The sequence below is a fragment of the Vibrio splendidus 12E03 genome (assembly GCF_000272105.2).
Classification (GTDB): Bacteria; Pseudomonadota; Gammaproteobacteria; order Enterobacterales; family Vibrionaceae; genus Vibrio; species Vibrio splendidus_I.
Map to the genome: position 1 here is coordinate 1 of NZ_AJZD02000081.1, position 20815 is coordinate 20815.

General features: G+C 45.3%; 9 protein-coding genes and 1 pseudogene. 2 read left to right on the top strand and 8 right to left on the bottom strand.

Annotation, left to right across the window (positions count from 1 at the left end; all coding sequences use genetic code 11):
* Positions 1-206: 206 nt before the first annotated feature.
* Positions 207-2492 carry a glycoside hydrolase family 9 protein gene (locus A142_RS07395; protein ID WP_019825864.1) on the bottom strand — a complete coding sequence of 762 codons (2286 nt, stop codon included), beginning with the start codon at positions 2490-2492 and terminating at the stop codon, positions 207-209.
* 299 nt (positions 2493-2791) lie between these two features.
* On the opposite strand from A142_RS07395, the gene A142_RS07400 reads away from it, so the two are divergent.
* The gene (locus tag A142_RS07400) at positions 2792-3049 is read left to right on the top strand and encodes a hypothetical protein (RefSeq protein ID WP_019825866.1); all 258 of its coding nucleotides are present in this window, start codon (positions 2792-2794) and stop codon (positions 3047-3049) included.
* Positions 3050-3210: 161 nt separating this feature from the next.
* Here the strand turns inward: A142_RS07400 and A142_RS07405 are convergent, their stop codons facing one another.
* From A142_RS07405 to A142_RS07430, 6 genes are all read right to left on the bottom strand, one after another.
* Complete coding sequence (locus tag A142_RS07405; protein WP_019825867.1) at positions 3211-3696, bottom strand: hypothetical protein; 486 nt, start codon at positions 3694-3696, stop codon at positions 3211-3213.
* Between the two features lie 135 nt (positions 3697-3831).
* Positions 3832-4401 (bottom strand): copper-resistant cuproprotein CopI, encoded by a 570-nt coding sequence (gene copI / locus A142_RS07410; RefSeq protein WP_019825869.1) that lies wholly within the window; start codon positions 4399-4401, stop codon positions 3832-3834.
* Between the two features lie 106 nt (positions 4402-4507).
* Positions 4508-7651 (bottom strand): efflux RND transporter permease subunit, encoded by a 3144-nt coding sequence (locus A142_RS07415; protein ID WP_019825870.1) that lies wholly within the window; start codon positions 7649-7651, stop codon positions 4508-4510.
* The gene (locus A142_RS07420; RefSeq protein ID WP_019825872.1) at positions 7648-9387 is read right to left on the bottom strand and encodes an efflux RND transporter periplasmic adaptor subunit; all 1740 of its coding nucleotides are present in this window, start codon (positions 9385-9387) and stop codon (positions 7648-7650) included. Before A142_RS07420 ends, A142_RS07415 begins: the two co-directional genes overlap by 4 nt.
* 11 nt (positions 9388-9398) lie before the next feature.
* On the bottom strand, positions 9399-10826 hold the full coding sequence (locus A142_RS07425) for a TolC family protein (protein WP_029405686.1): 1428 nt from the start codon (positions 10824-10826) through the stop codon (positions 9399-9401).
* Between the two features lie 99 nt (positions 10827-10925).
* On the bottom strand, positions 10926-11390 hold the full coding sequence (locus A142_RS07430) for a hypothetical protein (protein WP_019825877.1): 465 nt from the start codon (positions 11388-11390) through the stop codon (positions 10926-10928).
* Positions 11391-11643: 253 nt separating this feature from the next.
* Here A142_RS07430 and A142_RS07435 point away from each other — a divergent pair, with 253 nt between their 5' ends.
* Positions 11644-20487, top strand: a complete 8844-nt coding sequence (locus A142_RS07435) for a VCBS domain-containing protein (RefSeq protein ID WP_019825879.1) — start codon at positions 11644-11646, stop codon at positions 20485-20487.
* Between the two features lie 96 nt (positions 20488-20583).
* Here the strand turns inward: A142_RS07435 and A142_RS07440 are convergent.
* Positions 20584-20815, bottom strand: a pseudogene (locus tag A142_RS07440) (HlyD family type I secretion periplasmic adaptor subunit); the annotation flags it as partial.

Below are 20815 nucleotides of genomic sequence, written 5' to 3' on the forward strand. Positions count from 1 at the left end.
CGGGTTCGATTCCCGCTGCACGCTCCAACTTCTGTTTAGTTTCAAATCTCTTTAGTTACAATATCCCTTTAGATTCACCATCTCCTCTTAGCTTCAAAACCTAAAACAATTAGAACTGCGCACTTCATTGTGTGATTTTTTGTATTAAAAAAAGAGCAATACCAAATGATATTACTCTTTGAATATTCTTAATTTAATTGATTACCTCAATCAAGCTGCCCTTCATCTAAAGCAGAAGTAACCCATACTAGCGGCGCATTCCAGTTGATGGTTATCTCGTTTAACGTCCAAGCGCCAATATTATCGCTGTAACACGTTTGTCCAACACACTTGCCTTTCATCACAGCGGCAATAGGATCACTAAAACTTACCGAATTTGGGCCTCCAATTAACGCACCCGGCGCTGGTTTTGGTGAACTTTCATCAGCAGCGTAAGCCCAGAATCGATGATGAGGATTCTCAGCAGGTTTCGTTCCATAACCAGTAACATAAGAGATATTCATCGGGTTACCTCCGAGGATATAATCCATCGCACTTGCGGCCGCTTTGATGTATCGAACATCATTGGAAAAATCGTGAGCGTAAATCAAAAAGATACTTCGGTTTACAAGGTTGGAGTTTGAACCCCACGAGTACTCTTCGACGGTATAAGGAATGTTATAAACTTCATTGGTAACTTGCTTGGTATAAGATTCTGCCGTTTTAATGATGTTCTTACGTGCTTGTTCAATAACTTGGCTGTCCAATGAGTTAGGTACCACGGCTAAACTCACGGTGCCCGCAGGCGCTATATACTGCCAATACATGTCACCATCCGCATTGATGTTCCCCTTCGGCACTTCAAGATAGTGTGGAGAATCAATCAATACTTTTTTGTAAACCTCATGATTGGTTGTGATAAAGAGCTCGGCCGCAGCCCAGTATCGTTCATCACTCAATTCGATATCATCATACGGCCCAGAACCGGTGAAGTTGTCGTAAGCATAGATATCTTGATGTTGATTTGCTGCGTTCCACGCTTTGGTCGCTGAATCCAAACATAACTGCGAGAAATCACTGTCGATATCTTTCCAAATACGCGCGCACTGAGCACCGATTGCCGCCAGATTCAATGAAGCCGCAGTAGTAGGATAACCAACATAACGTTTCTGAGTATCTTTGTGTGGCGGTAATGGCATACCAGTCCAAGACTCATCTGCGATCTTGTGGAATGCCAACCCTCTCGCGTTAATCTCGGTAAGTTTTAGCTGTTTGCTCGCAGACTGATTACCAACAGGAACGGCGATAGGCGTGTCAGAATCAACTTGCATCGCTAACATGAACTCTATGTTCCAGCGAGCTTCAGACAACAGGGGGTTAACGCCATTGGTTGCTTCAGGGATCTTTACTTTACTCTCTGAAAATGGAAGTGATTTGTTTTCTAGGAACTGGCTTCGCTCGTATAAGTTCAGAAGTGTCCATGTTGAGATGCCACTGTTCACCGTGTATTTACCATGATCGCCTGCATCGTACCAACCACCGGTCGCATCAATAGTCAGGTCGCAGCCAGGCCATTTATTTCCCCAACTATCGACTTTATCAAAACATGTTGCCGTATCGGACATGTGGCCACCGGGCCTCGCAAGATCCTCACGTTGAACGAACTCTGGCTTTATTTCAATGCCGCTGCGATTTTGATAGAAGTAAGACAACGCATCGAGCTTCAACTTACTAAAAACATCATTTCGAATATCGAATGGATAGCTGACATCGTCGTCGACCTTGACCGTTAAACCTTTCATCGTGTCTGTATATTTTGAAAGGTTTACTCGGTGAATGTGCTCACCCGACGCTTTATTCAAGCCGAATACTTCTGTTTTGCCGAGATCAAGGCTGATCCCTGATTGAGAGACCAATGTCCATTTCAAAGGTGTTGTCGAGGTGTTTTCAACAAAGATATATTTATCGGATTTCGGTAAGAAGCCAACTTGATTGGCTCGAATAGGCATCTTAGTCGCCACTTTTACAAATGGTTTGCCTACGACAGAAACATTGTCTACACAGATGATACCTTCCTTCTGAGCGCCTAGCTGAAACTGGAACTCTGTATCGGCATCACTATCAAGCTCTTGTAAAAAATCAAACGTATAGTTTTGCTTGTCTTCGGACACTCCTACTTCGGTTAGAAAATAGTGCGTATAGGGAGGCCCTTCATGTTGGATCAAGGCTTTCATCTCAGTATCAATATTCGCATATGCATCGAACGATACCTGATATTTTTGACCTTGCTCTAAACCAATACCACTGTGGCCTAAAATGACATCCCAAGAATTCTTTCCTGGGTTTTTTATATCAATACACGCTTCATTACTTTCTGTTGCTATGTTGGCGCCAGCATTCCACCAACCATCCATATTGCCTTTAAAGTGACTATTCCTAATCTGCTCTTCTGCATAAGTTGCTCCAGAAGATAAAATCATGACAACCGCGAGAGATAACGTTCCTTTTTGCATCATTATTCCTTAAAGATGTTTCATATCTCCAAGAAAACTAGCGAAATAGATTCAATAATAGAGCGTTAACATTCGCAAAAAATGGACTCGTAAAAATAAATATTATGATTTCTTGTGATGTTTAACACTAAGGAACAAGCTCATGAATCAATTGCATGGATAGCCAAAACAATATTGTGCTAGTGCTTCTCAATTAAACTCAGATTTCATAAAAGTGCGGGTTTAATAATCTTGGTCAATATCCAAAAAAGCAGTTGTGTTAATGTGCGCGCATTAGCAACAACCAAAAATAATTAAAAATGTTTAAAAGCAATGAGTTAACAATAAACATAGAAGCAATCAATATCGCACTGTCAAAAGTCGAAAATGCGAACAAAATTCAGCTTAATACGTTGAAAGGTTATGTGAGCCGCGAACCAGAACAGGCCGTGCTTGCGTTTCGTTCTTTGAATGAAGTGGAATCGATCGACGACAAGCTTAAGAAGATCATGTCAGAGCTACCACACCTCAGTGGCGAAGCTCATCATCTGCTTGAAACTTCTATCTTGCTACAGTGATTCTAGCTACAGATAAGCCTCAGCCAATACAAGTTAGTTCATGTATTCCTGGACAGGTTGAGACTTATCTTTAACTGGTCACAGCATTTAATCAATGACTTAGCGGTCACACAAAGCTGTTCTGATTGGTTGAAATGAATAGGTGATGTAAGGCCCTCGCATTACTCCCAAAAGTTCCACCACTTTTTGCTGTTTTCTTCACGCTGCTGTTGGCCTTTTTCTGACCCTTTTCCTTCTTCTTTACGCTCTTGTTCCGCTTTCTTTTCTTTCTGCTTTTCTAATCCCGACTTTTCTTCGTCATTATCCATATCATCTTTAAGCTTTTCTTTCTTATCCTTGAGCTTCTCTTTACTCTCTTCGAGGGCTTCTTTCTCGTCTTCCAAATCGTCGAGCTCTTTATCTAGCTTCTGCTTATCTTTTTTATTCTTACTTTTTTTGGCTTTCTTCTTTTTCTCTTCGATCATTGAATCAAGCTGCTTCTCACGATCGTTAATTTCGCCTTCAACTTTTTTTGCCTCAGCGAACGTTTTGACTTCTTCTAAATTGGGCTTACCTTTACCAGCCCACTCAGGTTTAGCAGCAATGCTGTAATTAGACCATGATAGTAAAGCACTTGATACGGCAACGACGAGTACTGTTTTGTTCATCCTTAAACTCCTACTTACTTGTTCTAACTAAAAATTTTTTTTATTTACCTATTAAACTTAATCGTCTAATACGAGAAAAACAAGAAAACGCACCAAACTAATCAATATAAGTCTGGTGCGCTTTATTAATCGATACTACAACTCAATTTTTTTCAGCATACCCGCTTCAGCATGACCTGGGATATTGCACGCAAACTCTACGTTGTTGTCGCCATGAAAATGCCATAGCAATTGCTTCGCTTTACCGGGCTTTACCGTCACTGTACTGCCTGAGTCATGAGCGTGATTACCCATGTTTTTCATCATTTCACGGTGCTCTAATTGCTCTGATGCAGAACCAATCGAGAATTCATGATCAATCTTGCCTGTGTTCATCACAACGAACTGCACCACGTCGTTCGGCTCAATTTCAACCTTGTTCTTAAATGTGATTTTCATATCGTCACTTAGTAGAACATGAACCACCTTATCCGGCTTTGCGCCTGTCGCAGGCATACCGACTTCAGACATGCCTTCCATATTCATCATTGAATGGTCCATCTTTCCATCCTCCATCATGCTGTGGTCCATTTGGGAATGATCCATCTCTCCACTCTTCATCATCGAGTGATCCATATTTGAGTGGTCCATATTTGAATGGTCCATTTCAGCAAAAGCCGTTGCAGTAGTTAGCGTCAGTGCAATCGCAATAAGTGTCTTTTTCATGATCGTTCCTTAGATTAATTCAGTTATTTATTTGTTAGTTTCACATGTTCATGTGGTACGCCCTTACTCACTCTGTTTTGTTAAGTAAGGGCTAATAATCAGTACGTTATTTGTTTGTCTCGTTTTGGCTGTGGGTAATCTCACGCTGTTTCCAGAGCTTAAAGATTGCAGGCAACACCAGTAGAGTAAGCAACAATGCAGATGCCATTCCGCCTATCATCGGCGCGGCAATTCGCTGCATCACTTCAGACCCCGTTCCCTCGCCATACATAATTGGAATGAGACCAATGATCACAGTGAGAACCGTCATCATCACAGGGCGTACACGCAGCCCTGCCCCTTCACGAATAGCATCTGTGAGATCAGCTTGTTGAAGTGTTTGTTGTTTCTGCTCTGCATCGAACTTTTTGTAGTGCCATGCTTGGTTTAGGTAGACCAACATGATCACACCTATCTCGACAGCTACCCCGGCAAGCGCGATAAAGCCCACACCTACCGCAATGGAGAAGTTGTAATTGAGGAGATGCATCAGCCATAGGCCACCAACCATAGCGAGTGGCAATGTCAGCATGATCATCATCACCTCACCGACACGGCGGAAGCTTAGGTAGAGCAACAACATAATGATGGCGATGGTGATTGGCACAACGACACTCAAACGCTCCTTCGCACGCTCCATGTATTCATATTGACCAGACCATGCCAGTGAATAGCCAGCAGGCAAGACGATTTGATCGGTGACTATCTTTTGCGCCTCTGCCACGTAAGAACCAAGATCACGCCCTTCGATATCAACAAACACCCAGCCATTAGGACGAGCGTTCTCCGTCTTAATCATTGGAGGCCCGTCTTCGTAACGAATATCCGCGACATCCGAGAGAGCGATACGCGCACCGTTTGGGGTCACTAACGGCAGGTTCTGCAACTTAACGACAGAATCACGATAGCTTTGTGGGTAACGAACGTTGATTGGGTAACGTTCTAGCCCTTCTACGGTTTCACCCACGTTCATTCCTCCGATCGCAGTCGAGATAACCTGTTGCACTTCTTTAATGCTCAAGCCATATCGCGCAGCAGAGCGTCGTTTAATGTCTATCGTCACATAACGACCACCCGCAACACGTTCGGCATATACCGAAGCAGTGCCACTAACCTTGTTGAGGATGGGTTCAAGTTGCGAACCAATATCTTCAATAACGCTAAGCTCCGGGCCAGCGATTTTGATCCCAATTGGGGTTTTGATACCAGTCGCTAACATATCAATACGGGTTTTGATTGGCATAACCCACGCATTGGTCAAACCAGGGAACTGAATCAGATCATCGAACTCTTTACGCAGAGACTCTGTAGTGACGCCGTCACGCCACTCGTCTCGTGGTTTAAGCTGAATTACGGTTTCAATCATGGTTAACGGTGCAGGATCGGTTGCAGTCTCTGCTCGACCAATTTTGCCCCACGTGGTTTCGACTTCTGGGATGGTTTTGATGAGCTTGTTGGTTTGTTGCAACAACTCACGAGCCTTACCTATTGAGATGCCCGGATACGTAGTTGGCATGTACATCAAATCCCCTTCGTCCAAAGGAGGAATGAACTCGCTACCAAGCTTACTGGTTGGGTAATAAGCAGACGCCATTAAGCCAAGTGCGATAACAATCATCACCTTGGGATATTTTAGGCTGAGGTTCAGAAGCGGTTTGTACATAGCCACTAGGCTACGGTTTACTGGGTTTTTGTGCTCAGGTAGCACGTTGCCGCGAATGAAGTACCCCATTAGCACAGGCACAAGCGTGATAGCCAAACCCGCCGCTGCCGCCATCGCATACGTCTTGGTGAACGCAAGTGGCGAGAACATCTTGCCCTCTTGGCCTTCTAACGCGAACACAGGCACAAAGCTCAAGGTAATGATGATCAGAGAGAAGAACAGCGGTGCACCAACTTCTTCTGCTGCCTTACCAATCACTTGCCAACGGTTTTTGTCAGTGAGCGGAGTCCGTTCAATGTGTTTATGAACGTTCTCGATCATCACGATGGCACCATCCACCATGGCGCCAATCGCAATCGCTATTCCGCCAAGAGACATGATGTTGGCGTTGATGCCTTGCCAATGCATGACGATGAATGCACCCAAGATTCCGACAGGTAAACTTAGTGCGATAACCAACGACGAGCGGATATGGAACAAGAACAGCGCACACACCACGGCGACCACGATGAACTCTTCAGCTAGCTTCTTCCAAAGGTTTTCAACCGCAGAATCAATCAAAGTAGAGCGGTCATAAGTCGCGACAATCTCGACACCATCAGGTAAGCCAGCTTGCAGCTCAGCGAGTTTGGATTTCACCGAGTCGATCACTTCACTGGCATTTTCACCAAAGCGCATCACGATAACGCCGCCAACCGCTTCGCCCTCACCATTAAGTTCAGAGATACCACGTCGCATTTGCGGGCCAAGATTAATGTCAGCAATGTCGCCCAGTAGCAGCGGCGTGCCTTTGTCAGTTACTTTTAATGGCAGAGATTGGATATCTTCTATGCTTGTGAGGTAGCCGGTCGTACGAACCATATGTTCGGCTTCGGCAATTTCGACCACAGACGCACCGGTTTCTTGATTACCATCTTGGATTGCCTTGTTGACTTGTTGAAGCGTTAGGTCGTAAGCACGTAACTTGGCAGGATCAATCTGTACTTGGTACTGCTTCACCATGCCGCCAACGGTCGCCACTTCAGACACGCCTTCTACGGTTTGCAATTCATACTTCAAGAACCAGTCTTGCAGGCTACGAAGTTCGGCCAAGTCGTGCTGACCAGTTTTGTCTTGCAACACGTAGCTGTAAACCCAGCCCACACCGGTTGCGTCTGGCCCTAGTGTTGGCTTAGCACTCGATGGCAAGTTAGGTGCAACTTGGCTTAAGTACTCCAACACTCGTGAACGCGCCCAATACATATCGGTATCGTCATTGAAGATGATATATACATAGGAATCACCAAAGAACGAGTAGCCACGAACCGTTTCAGCTCCTGGCACAGCTAACATGGCGGTGGTCAATGGGTAAGTCACCTGATCCTCGACCACTTGTGGCGCTTGCCCCGGATAACTGGTTTTGATGATCACCTGAACGTCTGACAAATCAGGAATGGCATCGACCGGTGTATTTTTAACGCTGTATAAGCCGCCAAATACGATGGCTACAGTGGCAACCAGCACTAAGAAGCGGTTGCTAATAGACCAGCGAATAATTGCATTGATCATAGTTCGCCCTCACCCGTGCTATTCGTCGATTCGAGAGACTTGAGCACATAATCCGAACCTTGCTTCGCCACTAGAAACCGAATGCTTTGACCCTCGGCAAACTCGGATAAATCGAGCTCATCACTGACTTGGAAGTTCATCTCGCCCGCTTTCCAATCCCACTCAGGCACTGGTTTATGACTTACGGTGATCATGCCAAAATCTGCCATCAGCATGGTGATGTCTCCCTTCACCCACACTTCGCCCGCCATTTGATGTTCGCTGACCTTGTAATCAACAACCTCGTACTGCCCTGACTCTGACTTTCTCATCTCAAAATCAATTGCCTTACCACGTTGCACGTCACTCATGTCTAAACCTTCCGCAAAGGTGAAGTTCATCACCATGCCCGGCCAATCCCACTCTGGAACAGGCTGATGGTTAATTGTCACCATACGACTGCCTTGCATAACATCGGAAATTTCACCGTTTGCCCACACGGTTTCAGCTTGTTCCTCAACACCATTGATGCGTGACAGATCCGCTGATTGGCTCGATTCAGAGTCCAACATAAAGTGTGCGGAAGTGACAATGTTCTCACCTTGCTCTAGCCCTTGAAGCACCTCTATTTTTTCGCCAGCTTCACGGCCAACCTCAATACGAGCAGAACGATACTTACCAGAACCCTCTGACATCACCACTCGAGTCATACCACCGGAGTGAATCACTGAAGATCTTGGGATAGTAAGAACGGCTTCATCACTGATGGGCTTCAGCGCAATATTGGCGAACATATTTGGCTTAAGCTCGCCATTTGGGTTGGAGAACTTCAAACGAACGCGCAAGGTTCGAGTTTTTGGGTCGAGGATTGGGTAAACGTAATCGACATTACCCAACCATTCTTTGCCAGGAATTGCATCTAGCGTCATCACCGCATTGCTGCCTGATGAGATCCAGTGCGCTTGACGCTCAAACACCTCAGCATCAACCCATACTTCGCCTAATGGGCCCGCACTGATTACCGCTTGTGCAGGTGAAAGGTAACCACCTTCTCGGATGTTCAAACTCGCGATAACACCATCGGCCGGCGCTTTGATTTCAATGGTTTGCGAGGCTTTACCTTGGCGCGTAATAGCGCGGATTTGCGTCTTATCAACACCCAAGGTAATTAAGCGTTCAGTCGAGCCCTTGATCAAACCTTTACGACCCGTCTTATAAGCACTGATCAACTCTTCTTGTGCTTTAACAAGCTCTGGAGAATAGAGTGTGAAGAGTACGTCGCCTTTATTTACCTTTTCGCCCACCGCGTTGATGTAGAGTTTTTCCACCCATCCAGAAACACGCACGTTGGTTTGCCATAGTGCACTTTCATCGAATGCCACGTAGCCAACAGTTTCAATGCGCGGTGATAGCGCTTCTCTTGTTACTTGTGCGGTTTTCACGCCAAGGTTATTTTCTACCGATGGGTCGATAAATACGGTTCCTGCCTTGTCTTCTCCCGCACTTGAATCATCAGCATAAACAGGGATTAAATCCATCCCCATTGGCGACTGGCCTGGCTTATCACGCTGATAATTTGGGTCCATTGGCGCCACCCAATACAGAGGTTCATCCTTGGCCTGTTTACTGACATCTGCGCCTGTACTCGTTGCCATTGCTGACATGTCGTGTGCTGGATTAATTAGAAAATGGTTCACACCAAAACCCAATGCACCACCGACCAATAAAGCGATTGTTGCTACTTTTACTGAACTCATTGTCTATTCCCTTATTGATTGGTTGTGTGTTTAGTTGCGCTTGAATTGAGTTGTGGTTGGTTTACTTGGTATTCAAAGCCACTGACTAACGCCGCCAGTTTGCTGTTAACGATGTTGAGATCGGTGATCAAACGTTGTTGCTCTAACTTAAGCGCCAGCTCATCGGTCGTTGCTAAAATGACATCGTTAAACTGGGCGGTATTGTTTTGATAGCCCCTCTCAACCGCGCTGATTCGTGCTGCGGTCTGAGGAAGCAAGGACGTTTGATAGCGATCTAATCGCTGGATCAGATTTGATCTGTCCACCAGCAATGCGTTCACTTGCGCGTTCATTTGAGAAAGTAAGGTGTCTTTTTGAGACTTGGCCGCACCAACTTGATACTGAGCAGCCGATAAGTTTTTATCTTGTCGATTCCCCGTAAACAGCGGGATGTCGACTGTCAGATAAGCACTCACCAGATCAGAAGCTGGTTCACCCGCCATGTTATTGGCTTGACGGTGTGCATACATCACTTCCACCCCAAACTGCGGGGTATAAGCTTGCTCAGCTAACTCAACCTGAGTTTGATTAGAGGAAATACTGACATCGGAGATCTTAACCAAAGGATGGTCAATCAGTAGCTGGTAGTGCTTAGTTGAGTCGATATTGGTCGCTAATTTGCTTTCCAACAACGACCAATCGATTTGGTTAGTTGCATTCAGTGTGCCCTGAGAGTCAAGAACCTGAGAGCCTAACCAATCAGATCCCAACCATTCAGAAAGCTGGGAGATTAAGCGGCGCCGAACTTGCTGGTTTGCCTGAAGTTTCTCATCAAGCTTGCTCACTTGAAGCTGAGCATTAAGCAGATCTTGCGCTTCACTTTTACCAATCGAGTAATTGGTTTGTACATAGTTTTCAAGCTCAACCAACAAACGACGATTTTGACGAAGCACCAACTCAGCCTTTTGCTGATAACCTAACTCAAGCCAAAGCTGCGTCATGCTATTCGCAACCGTCAATTCTCTTGCTTGCACCTGCAAAGCTAACGCATCTGCCTGTTGGCCTGCCTTTTTCTGTTGGAGGTTAAGCGTATCGCCACGCTCAAACTGCTGCATCAACCCTACCGATATATTGGTCATCGGGTCTTCGTCGAATTGAAAGCTATCGACTGGCAGGCCACCGAATCCGACTTTGAGTTTCGGATCCATCAGCGTGGCGCTCGCAATACCAATTTCCCTCATCGCTTGCGACTGAGCAAAGTACTGCTTGCGATTACTGTCTTGGCTCAATGCTATTTCAATCAATGTATTGAGTTGCTGAGACGAGCTTTGTTTATCAACTTGTGTAGAAACAGGAGCCGCAGCTAAAACACTACCTGAAATAAAAGCAGAGCTTGAAATAAAGGCAGCAGCAACCACGACACTCGCGTTTATTTCAAACACGGACTTTGTTGGTTTTATATTCACAATGAATGTCCATATCTAGCGCTAATTAGCGCATAAAAAAGAATGGCTTATCAGATTTATCTAACTGATATAGCTGTATTTTTAGATATAGATTTATGCGGAAGGTGGGCGTAGCAAAGATTGAGCGCGTGCGACTTTCTGGCCAATCGTGACCGATTGAAAACGAGCTAATGAAAAGGAAAGTTGATCAACGGCTTGAACAGCCTGAATTGGATAGGGACTTGCAGAACACATTGAGGCACAGCAATCGGAACTCGAACAATGGTTACCCATCATCGGACTGCCGTCTTCGCTCATTGAAGACATATCGAATTGAGCCATCAAAGCATGGGCACTCATGTTAGAGTCTTCAGCGTGTACTTCTTCACTCATCACATGACACCCTGCCATTGAATCATTAACCGAAGTATCGCTGTGGTAACAAGCCGACTTGCTCGACCCCATTTCCATCATCATTACTTCAGTCATCATGGCTGAAGAGCTTGAGGCATAGCTAGACATCAACATCGCAATGATGCTGAAAACAATAATCCAAGTTTTTCGGAATGTGTTTGTCATAGCTTACCTTTGAATTTACAACGCAACTATAAACGTTCCCCTTAGGGTAAGGTCAAGCTAGTTGAGCATTATCTTTAACTAATCGACGAAATTTTTAACTAATTGACCAAGGATTATTCAACACGCCTTACACTAAAGTGAGAGAGTCGTTTTATTTAAGGAAATTTTCTTTAAAAATTATCTGATTACCTCGCGAAACCTCTATATGTGTATTTTACTTAAGAGAATGCAACCAAGATTCACGGATGAGAAAATGGCTAAAAACAACAACGTCGAAACACATAAGAAAAATACAAAAATAGAGAATGAAAAAAGCAGCGAGCTAAAGCCAAAAGAAACAACAAAAAAGAAAAAGCTCAGACTGCATTCACACCTGAGGGTTAACATCCCACTCTTCCAATCTCTCATGATGATCTTACCATCATTGGCAAAGCATGCTGAAGCTACCGAGGAGTCAGGTCATACTGCCCATGACAACGATTTAACAACGACAAATAGTGTTGCAGATGAAACCATCGTCGATAAACACGTAGGTGCAACTCCCTTAGAAGCTGCTCATCCAAACACTCAAACAAATGAGAACCAAGAAAGCCCTAATACCAATGAAAGTCAGATCCCTCACGGGGCAAACACGCATTTAGTTCCTTCTCACCACCTATCAACGCTTTCACACCCGCAAGTTCATTACATACCTTCAGTCTCCATGCCAACCATTTCAGCAGGAGGTAACGGTCAGCCAACTCATTCAAACACGCCTCCTACACCAACTACACCCGTCACTTTTACTCCAGAAGTGATCAAGGGGACATACGGAGAGCTTCATGTCGATGTAAACGGCCAATACACGTTCGTTCTAAACCCCAACTCACCTCAATACATCTTGCTGAATCAACACCAACAAGGTACTGATCACTTTGCGTTACACCTATCTAATGGTGCGAGCATCGTTGTTCAGATACCGGTAACGGGTAAACAGGATTTGCCAAGTATTTCTGGTGATTTAACTGGGGTCGTTACCGAAGATCACAATATCGATTCACAAGGTTTACTCCATGCGAATGGTAAAATTGACGTCGTTGACCCTGACCAAAATGAAAGTTCAGTAACACCAGAAGTTATCTCAGGTAAATATGGCTCATTAACCATAGACGCGAATGGACACTGGCAATATCAGGTAAACAACTCGCTTTCTAACGTTCAAGCGTTAACTGGGGCGACATCACTGCATGAAAACTTCACAATCCACACTAAAGATGGTATGCCACAAACCATTGATATGACCATTGGTGGTAACGATGACAATGCGGTTATCACCGGTATGGACGCAGGCTCGGTTATAGAAGATCTAACAACACAAGTACAGGGCCAGCTTTCAGTAACAGATCCAGATCTTGGAGAAGACCATTTTCAAGCGTCTCAAATTAATGGTCATTTGGGGACATTAACCATCGACAAAGATGGTGCGTGGACTTACGACCTCGATAACACCAATCCTACCGTGCAAGTCTTGGGCAAAGGCGCTACTGCAACAGACATTATCACGGTTCATTCCGCTGACGGAACTGCACATCAAGTCACTATTACTATTAATGGCACCAATGACCGCCCTACTATCTCAGGTACCTCAAGTGGCGCAGTGATCGAACAGGGCTTGAGTACGACAGGAAACCCCGATGCGACAGGGAGCTTAATCGCGACTGATATAGATAAGTCCGACAACGTTACGTGGGCAATCAATCAACCCCAAGGTCAATGGGGAAGGCTGTCGATTGATCAGCATGGTCATTGGCACTATCAGCTAGACAATTCAACCGGCGGCGCGGCAGATAAACTAGCGGCTGGTGAACATCAATCTGAATCATTCTGGATCACCGCTACCGATTCAGCTGGAGCAACAGTCCCTCATAAAATCGTTATCGATGTGCAAGGCAGCAACGACAAACCAATTGTCAGTGCGTGGACTCAGCTTCCTGCGGGTAAAGAGGATCAACCCGTAACCATCAAGGCTTCTGACTTGCTAACACATGCAAGCGATGTGGATAGTAGCGATGTATTGCACGTGACAAATCTGCAAGCGACACACGGTAGCCTGACTGATAATAAAGATGGCACTTATACCTTCACGCCAGATAAAGATTTCAATGGTGAGATTCGACTCACCTATGATGTGGTTGACGGCCATGGTGGTAGCGTCAGCACCCAAGCTAAGTTTGATCTTACCGCAACTCCAGATAACGCGATTATTACCGACGCACAAACCAATGCAGGCTTACGGGGAGTGACTGAAGATCGTGGCTATATAGATACCCACTACCAACTGCATTACGACGGCAGATTAAACATCCAAGACCCTGATGCGGGAGAAGCTCAATTTGATCCAAATATTGGTCCGCAAACCTATCAAGGTATTGGCTACGACACCAAGCTCGGTGGGCACATACTGCTCATGCGCGATGGTCATTACACCTATACGCTCGACAACCGCAATATACAGAACTTAGCGCAAGGGGAAGTTAAACACGATTCAGCCGTTATACGCTCAGCAGATGGTACAACACACACGATAGAACTAACGGTTCATGGTACCAACGATGCCCCAACCATCAATGCACAGTCCCACTCAGTGACTGAAGGTGGAAGCGTTCTAAATGGACAAATGGTTGGCCAAGATATTGATACCGGTGCGGCCTTGACTTACAGCGCACCGCAGATTGATGGCTTGGTGGTTAATCCGGATGGCAGTTATAGCTTCAACCCTGCTCACTCTAGCTATCAATCGTTAGCATCAGGTGTCACGAAGACATTGACTGTTCCAGTAACAGTCACAGACGAACATAATGCGAGCAGCACTCAAAACATCTCAATTACGATTACAGGGGTTAATAATTCTTCCGTTATCGGCGGTGTCGACACGGGTGATGTAACCGAAGGTAATGCTGGACAAGACATGTCCCCAGATTATGCTCAACCGGGTATGGCTCACTTAGTACGAAGTACCATTAGAACCAGTGGCAAGCTTTCTATTTCAGACACAGATACAGGAGAGGCGGAGTTTGATACACACGGACTTGGCTTTAATTACTCAGGTCAATATGGAGACCTACTTCTTCGCAAAGATGGAACTTGGTTTTATCACGCTGATACGGGGCAGATTCGTAGCACTGGTGGTCTAACAAGCACCCGAGGAACAGCCATCGACCAGCTTGGTGAAAATCAAACTCTGACTGACACGATTACCGTATATTCTAAAGATGGTACATCGCACGATATTGTCATTACGATTCACGGTAGCAACGACCAACCTTACTGCGCATCTGAAGTACAGCTCAATTCAGGCAAGGAAGACCTAGCTCAAACCATCACAGCAACCGAGCTAATCGCGAATACTGTTGACGTAGACGCCAACGATGCAGGTAAGCTCACTATCGCTAATTTGCATGCTGACCATGGCTCGATTCAAGACAATCACGATGGAACCTTCACCTTCACTCCAAGCCACAATTACAACGGCAGCGTCCACTTCACCTACGATGTGAAAGACGCGCATGGTGGCGTTACTGCAACAGGCGCGAATTTACATTTACAAGCAACTGGTGATGCTGCGACTATTACTGGAGTTGATCACGGAAATGTGACAGAAGATCGTGGTTATATCGATACACAATATAATCTTCATTTTGATGGCAAATTAGATATTGTAGACCCCGACCAAGGTGAAGCTCAATTTGATATTCAAAGAGGGCACACCTATCACGGAATTGGCTATGATACAAAAATGGGTGGGTGGGTACTTTTACAACAAGATGGTGCTTATACTTATACAATTGATAATCGTAAACCAGAAATTCAAAATCTTGGGTCAACAGAGACTCTTGTCGATAAGGTGACGATCCACAGTGTCGATGGAACAAGTCATGAAATTCAGATCACAATCCACGGTACAAATGATGACCCTAAGGTTTCTGCGGTAACAACTCTTCCTGCAGGAACTGAAGATACAGATGTCGTTCTACACGCTTCTGATTTACTCGCCAACGCTACAGACATCGACCACAATGATGTAGGGAAGCTCTCTGTAGCAAATCTTATCGCTGATCATGGCAATATCACCGATAATCACGACGGAACCTTCACCTTTCACCCGAGCCAAGATTACAATGGGAAAGTCTCTTTTACCTATGATGTGCAGGATGCACATGGTGGAAGTGTCTCTACATCAGCCTCAATAACTCTCGCTCCTACCCGTGATTCTGCTGTAATTTCTGGCGATAATACCGGAACGATTATTGAAGATCATAATGTTGGTCACAGTTCATTACATCCTGTCGCTGCATCGGGTTTGTTGAGGGTAACTGATCCTGATGCAGGGCAAGACCATTTTCAGGTAAACCGATTGTTAGGAGAACAGGCGATACACGACCCCTTTGGTGGATTTTTGCGCATAACACCAAATGGTGCTTGGGGGTACGAAGTAGCCAACAGTCGCTTGCAATCATTAGCTGAAGGTGAAGTAGAAAAGGTTGTATATCGTGTTTATTCTGCAGACCATACTGCCCACGATATAACAATAACGGTTACAGGCACCAATGATCGACCGACCATCACTGCGACAACACTTGCACATGGCACTGAAGATACACACTATCAAATGCAGTCGAGTCAGTTCGGATTCACCGACATCGATACAGGCGATACGCTGAACTCAATCGCGATCACTGACCTGCCACCAGCGACTCAAGGTAAGTTTGTACTCGATGGACACGACATCACTGCTGGTCAGAGCATTGCAGCCTCCGATATCGCTAAGCTTCAGTTCATCCCCACTCCAAATTTTAACGGTGATGTTCAATTCAAATTTACTGTAAATGATGGACATGAAGATTCGTTAGAGGCTACCAATATACTTCATATTGATGCAGTTGGAGATAAAGCCGTTATATCAGGTGTCGATACTGGCGATGTCTATGAAAACAAAAACCCTGATATGTCGCCAGACTTTGCCCAGCCAGGCATAGCGCATTTAACTAATAGTATGATTCATGTTGAGGGACAACTAACAATCATCGATCCAGATACCGGTGAGAATAGTTTTGATTCTAAAGGTATTGGTTATACCTATCATGGAAAATATGGCCATTTGATTCTTAATACTGATGGAAAATGGTTTTATGGTGTTGCAACTGGCACTGCTGATGTAAATGGTGGATTGACAACAAAAGTAGGATCGACGATTGATCAACTTGGTGCAAATGAGACTCTCACTGATACGATAACGATACAAAGTAAAGACGGTACTACACATGATATTGTTATCACGATACATGGTGACAACGATAGGCCTTATTGCAGTAGTGAAGTACAACTTAATAGTGGTAAAGAAGACACACAAGTAACGCTGACGGTTCAAGAGCTTCTTGTCAATACTATCGACGTAGATGCAAATGACGTAGGTAAACTTTCCATAACAAATCTGTTAGTTGATCATGGTTCTGTTGTTGACAACAAAGATGGCACCTACACCTTTACTCCAACCAAAGACTATAACGGACACGTTCATTTTAGCTATGACGTAACCGATGCTCATGGTGGTGTTACTCATACTGGCGCGTCTACCACGCTATTATCGAGCAATGATGCTGCCACCCTGCAACCGACACTCGCCTCCAACTTTGTAACTGAAGATCATCTCAAATCGGGAACAAGCACCAACGAGTTATGGTCAGGTTGGAAAAACCTCGATATTCAGGATATTGACTCGCCATCAGAAGCAAAAGTTACTCAAATAGAGGTCAACGGCGTTAAGCATACGGTACCAGCAAACTTCGCGATGAACCTCGCAGGCGCACACGGTACCTTCAACTTCACTCATTCAACCGATGGCCACGACAAGTGGAGCTACAGTGCAGATAATAGTCACGCTGAAGTTCAATCACTGAGCCATGGCGATTCTCTGACTGATACGATCACTTTGATCACCGCAGATGGAACACGAATCCCGCTGACAGCCAAAATCTTAGGCACAGATGATCATGTGATTATTGATACGCCTGACGCATTAACGGCTGCACTGGGAACGGCTATTGAGGACAAGGTTACCTCTATTTCAGGCACCCTACTTGCGCACGATTCCGATAGTAAAGATTCCGTCACCTTTAATGCAGGTAACTCTGTTGGAACTTACGGTACCCTTCATGTGGATAGCAATGGGCAATGGCATTATGACCTAGACCACTTCAAGGCCAATGCGCTACAACAAGGTGAGACCAAGGCAGAAGGCTTTGATATCACAGCGATATCTACTGACGGCTCAACCGCAACCAAACATATTGAAGTGTTGGTACAAGGAAATGATGATGGGGCGATCATTTCAGGCCAAGACTCGGGACAGGTAACTGAAGACAAGCATTTACAAACATCGGGAAACCTCACCGTTACTGATCCGGATAGTGGAGAGGGTCATTTTACTGCGACATCAGGTTCAACCCAACTTGGTACCTATACCATAGATGCATCTGGTCATTGGACGTATTCACTTGATCCTCGTGTTCAATCTTTGCATCAGGGAGAAACAACACCCGATGTATTTACTGTGCATAGTGCTGACGGTACAGCGCATGTGATAAAAGTGACCATTACTGGAACCCAGGATGCCCCAATAATCACGGGGCAAAGTACAGGGGCTGTTTACGAAGACTCTCAAACCTCTGTCTCTGGAACACTAAATGCTGATGATAAAGACTATGGACAGAGTGGGTTTTGGGCACAGAGTCATATCGCGAGTACGCATAATTGGGGCGATCTCTCAATTGATCAAAATGGCTACTGGACGTTTCATCTTGATTCTACAAATCCGGCCGTAAATTCTCTAGGAGAGCATGACACAATTCAAGAGACGGTGACGGTGAATACTATTGATGGTACCTCGAAAGTGATTCAAATAACCATTCATGGTACAAACGATGACCCCGTTTTATCGGTAACCCAAACAACTCCAACAACAGGAACACTGACCGAAACTGATGTTGACGTGAACGACACTCATACCTTCTCTGTCGTCAATTCAACCGGTCAATTCGGTACACTATCGGTCGATCCAGATTCGGGCGCGTATATATATACAGCCAATGGTTCGGTTGCTGGAATGAGTTATAACGCGGCGACGCACACATACCACGGTACCGATGTGTTTGAAGTAAAAGTAGCTGACAATCACGGTGGGGAGTCGTCGAAGTTCATCACTTTTGATCCCAACGGTCATGTTTCAGTTGTGCCAGGGCAATCACCGACGATTTCAACCTCTGTGCCTTCTAATCCACTGGTCACGACCACACAACCAAGTTTGCCGATTGGGACAAACACTCCACCAAACAATGCAGTCACTGTCGATTTAGCGGCATCGAGTGATACTGGCACCTCTGATACCGATAACCTCACTAAAGACAGTACGCCGACAATCACCGGACACACGGACATTCCTTACTCACAAGTCACCATCTATGATGGCTCCAAACCTATTGGGCATGCGGTCTCTGATGGCTCGGGGCAGTATAGTGTGGCGGTAAGCAGCTTATCGAATGGCGATCATAATCTATCCGCTAAAGCAGTCGCTCCTTCGTCAGTGATGTCTGCAACTTCTTCGCCTCTGTCTGTCCATATAGATACGCAAGTACACGTCGGTATTCAAACAGACCCGATTACCGCCGACAATGTGATTAATGCTCAAGAATCCAACAGATCCATTGACATCACCGGTTCCGTTTCTGGCGATTTTAATACAGGCGACATTGTGACTTTAGATGTAAATGGGACACAGCATACTGGCGTGGTCGATGCAAAAGGACACTATTCAATTGCCGTACCTGGCAGTGAACTCATCGCCGATGCTGACCAAAAAATAGAGGCATCAGTAGCGGTAACAGATACCGCAGGTAATAGCGCTCATGCCACTGCAGATGTTACTTACCAAGTCGATACACAGGTTAGCGTTCCTACGATTACTTTTGAAAACGCAGGGGCAGACAACTTATACAGTAAAGCTGAAATCGCCCGAGGACAGGCAAACACGATCACAGCAACCGTTACGCCTCCTAGTGATGCCAAAATCGGTGAGCATCTTGTCGTTAACGGTCAGGATCATGTATTAGATGCTCACACTCTTCAGCATGGAATACAAATTGAAGTTCATCCCGGTTCTAATGTACAAGCAACAATGACTGACGAACACGGCAATACCGCAGGTAGCCAAGGTTTCGCTGCAAGCGCTATTCCTGAACCTATCATTGTCAGACCACCATCGGGAAGCCACCAAGTATCTGGCACGCTTGGGGTTCCACCACTATTACCATCGTTAACTCCGGTACCAACAGCACAAAGCGGTTGGCGAATCCATTTACCTAACGGACAGTACGTCACTAGTCATCATGGCCAATACGGGACATTAACTATTGACCCTCAGACTGGTCATTTACATTATCAAGAGCAAGCCCAAGTTCACACGGGCCCTCATGGCAGCGCTTCTGGTATAGGTCAACATGAAGATAAATTTGAAGTGGCATTGCAAGGGACAAATCAAGATGAAGTTGTCGCCCATGTGAATATCCAGATACTCAGTCATGGGCCTGGACATAGTGGAAAGCTGACAGTTGGAACTGAAGTGGTTGATATGACAATCACACCTTTGGTCCATACATCACACCCTGCTCCCCCACCACCGCCTCCTGTTCAACATGACGAGCCAGACATGGCTTCACAAGCCGACTTTACCGTCACTCTAAGCGATGATAGTAATCTGGATTTAACCCAGCAGACCCATCAAGAACCCGATCAGAAAACTGATCACCATGGTGCTGCGGCTTATCTGGATGCATTGGGCATTAAACCCGATGCGACATCGACAACGGTTCATGATCAACCTGCGGATATAGATATCGTACTTGCACAAGTCGACCAACCAGATGCAGTAACACATGACCAAGCGCACTTGGATATGTCAGACGCGCAGGAACACCATGATGCAAACATCAACCATAACCAAGATGATGAGCACCATCATCACAACGACGTAGACGGGCTACCGGACATTGATCCTAATAGTTAACCGATAACGAGACCAAACAGAAGGGAGCACATAATGTGCTCCCTTTTTATTATTTGCTGTGGTTATTCGTTTACTCTCAGCGACTCTTTATAACGATTACCTTTCACCAAATGCGACACTGACATTGGTGTAGATCGGTTTCCATAAATACTGGAACACAGATTTTTCACCGGTTGTGATGTCTACCTCACCCGTCATACCTGGCAAAATAGAAAAGCTCTCTGGGTTATCGCGGAAGTATGGCGTATCAACCGACACTACGACTTCATAATAGATTTCGCCACGCTCGCTTTGACTGGTGGTCGGTGAAATACTCTCTACCGCCCCT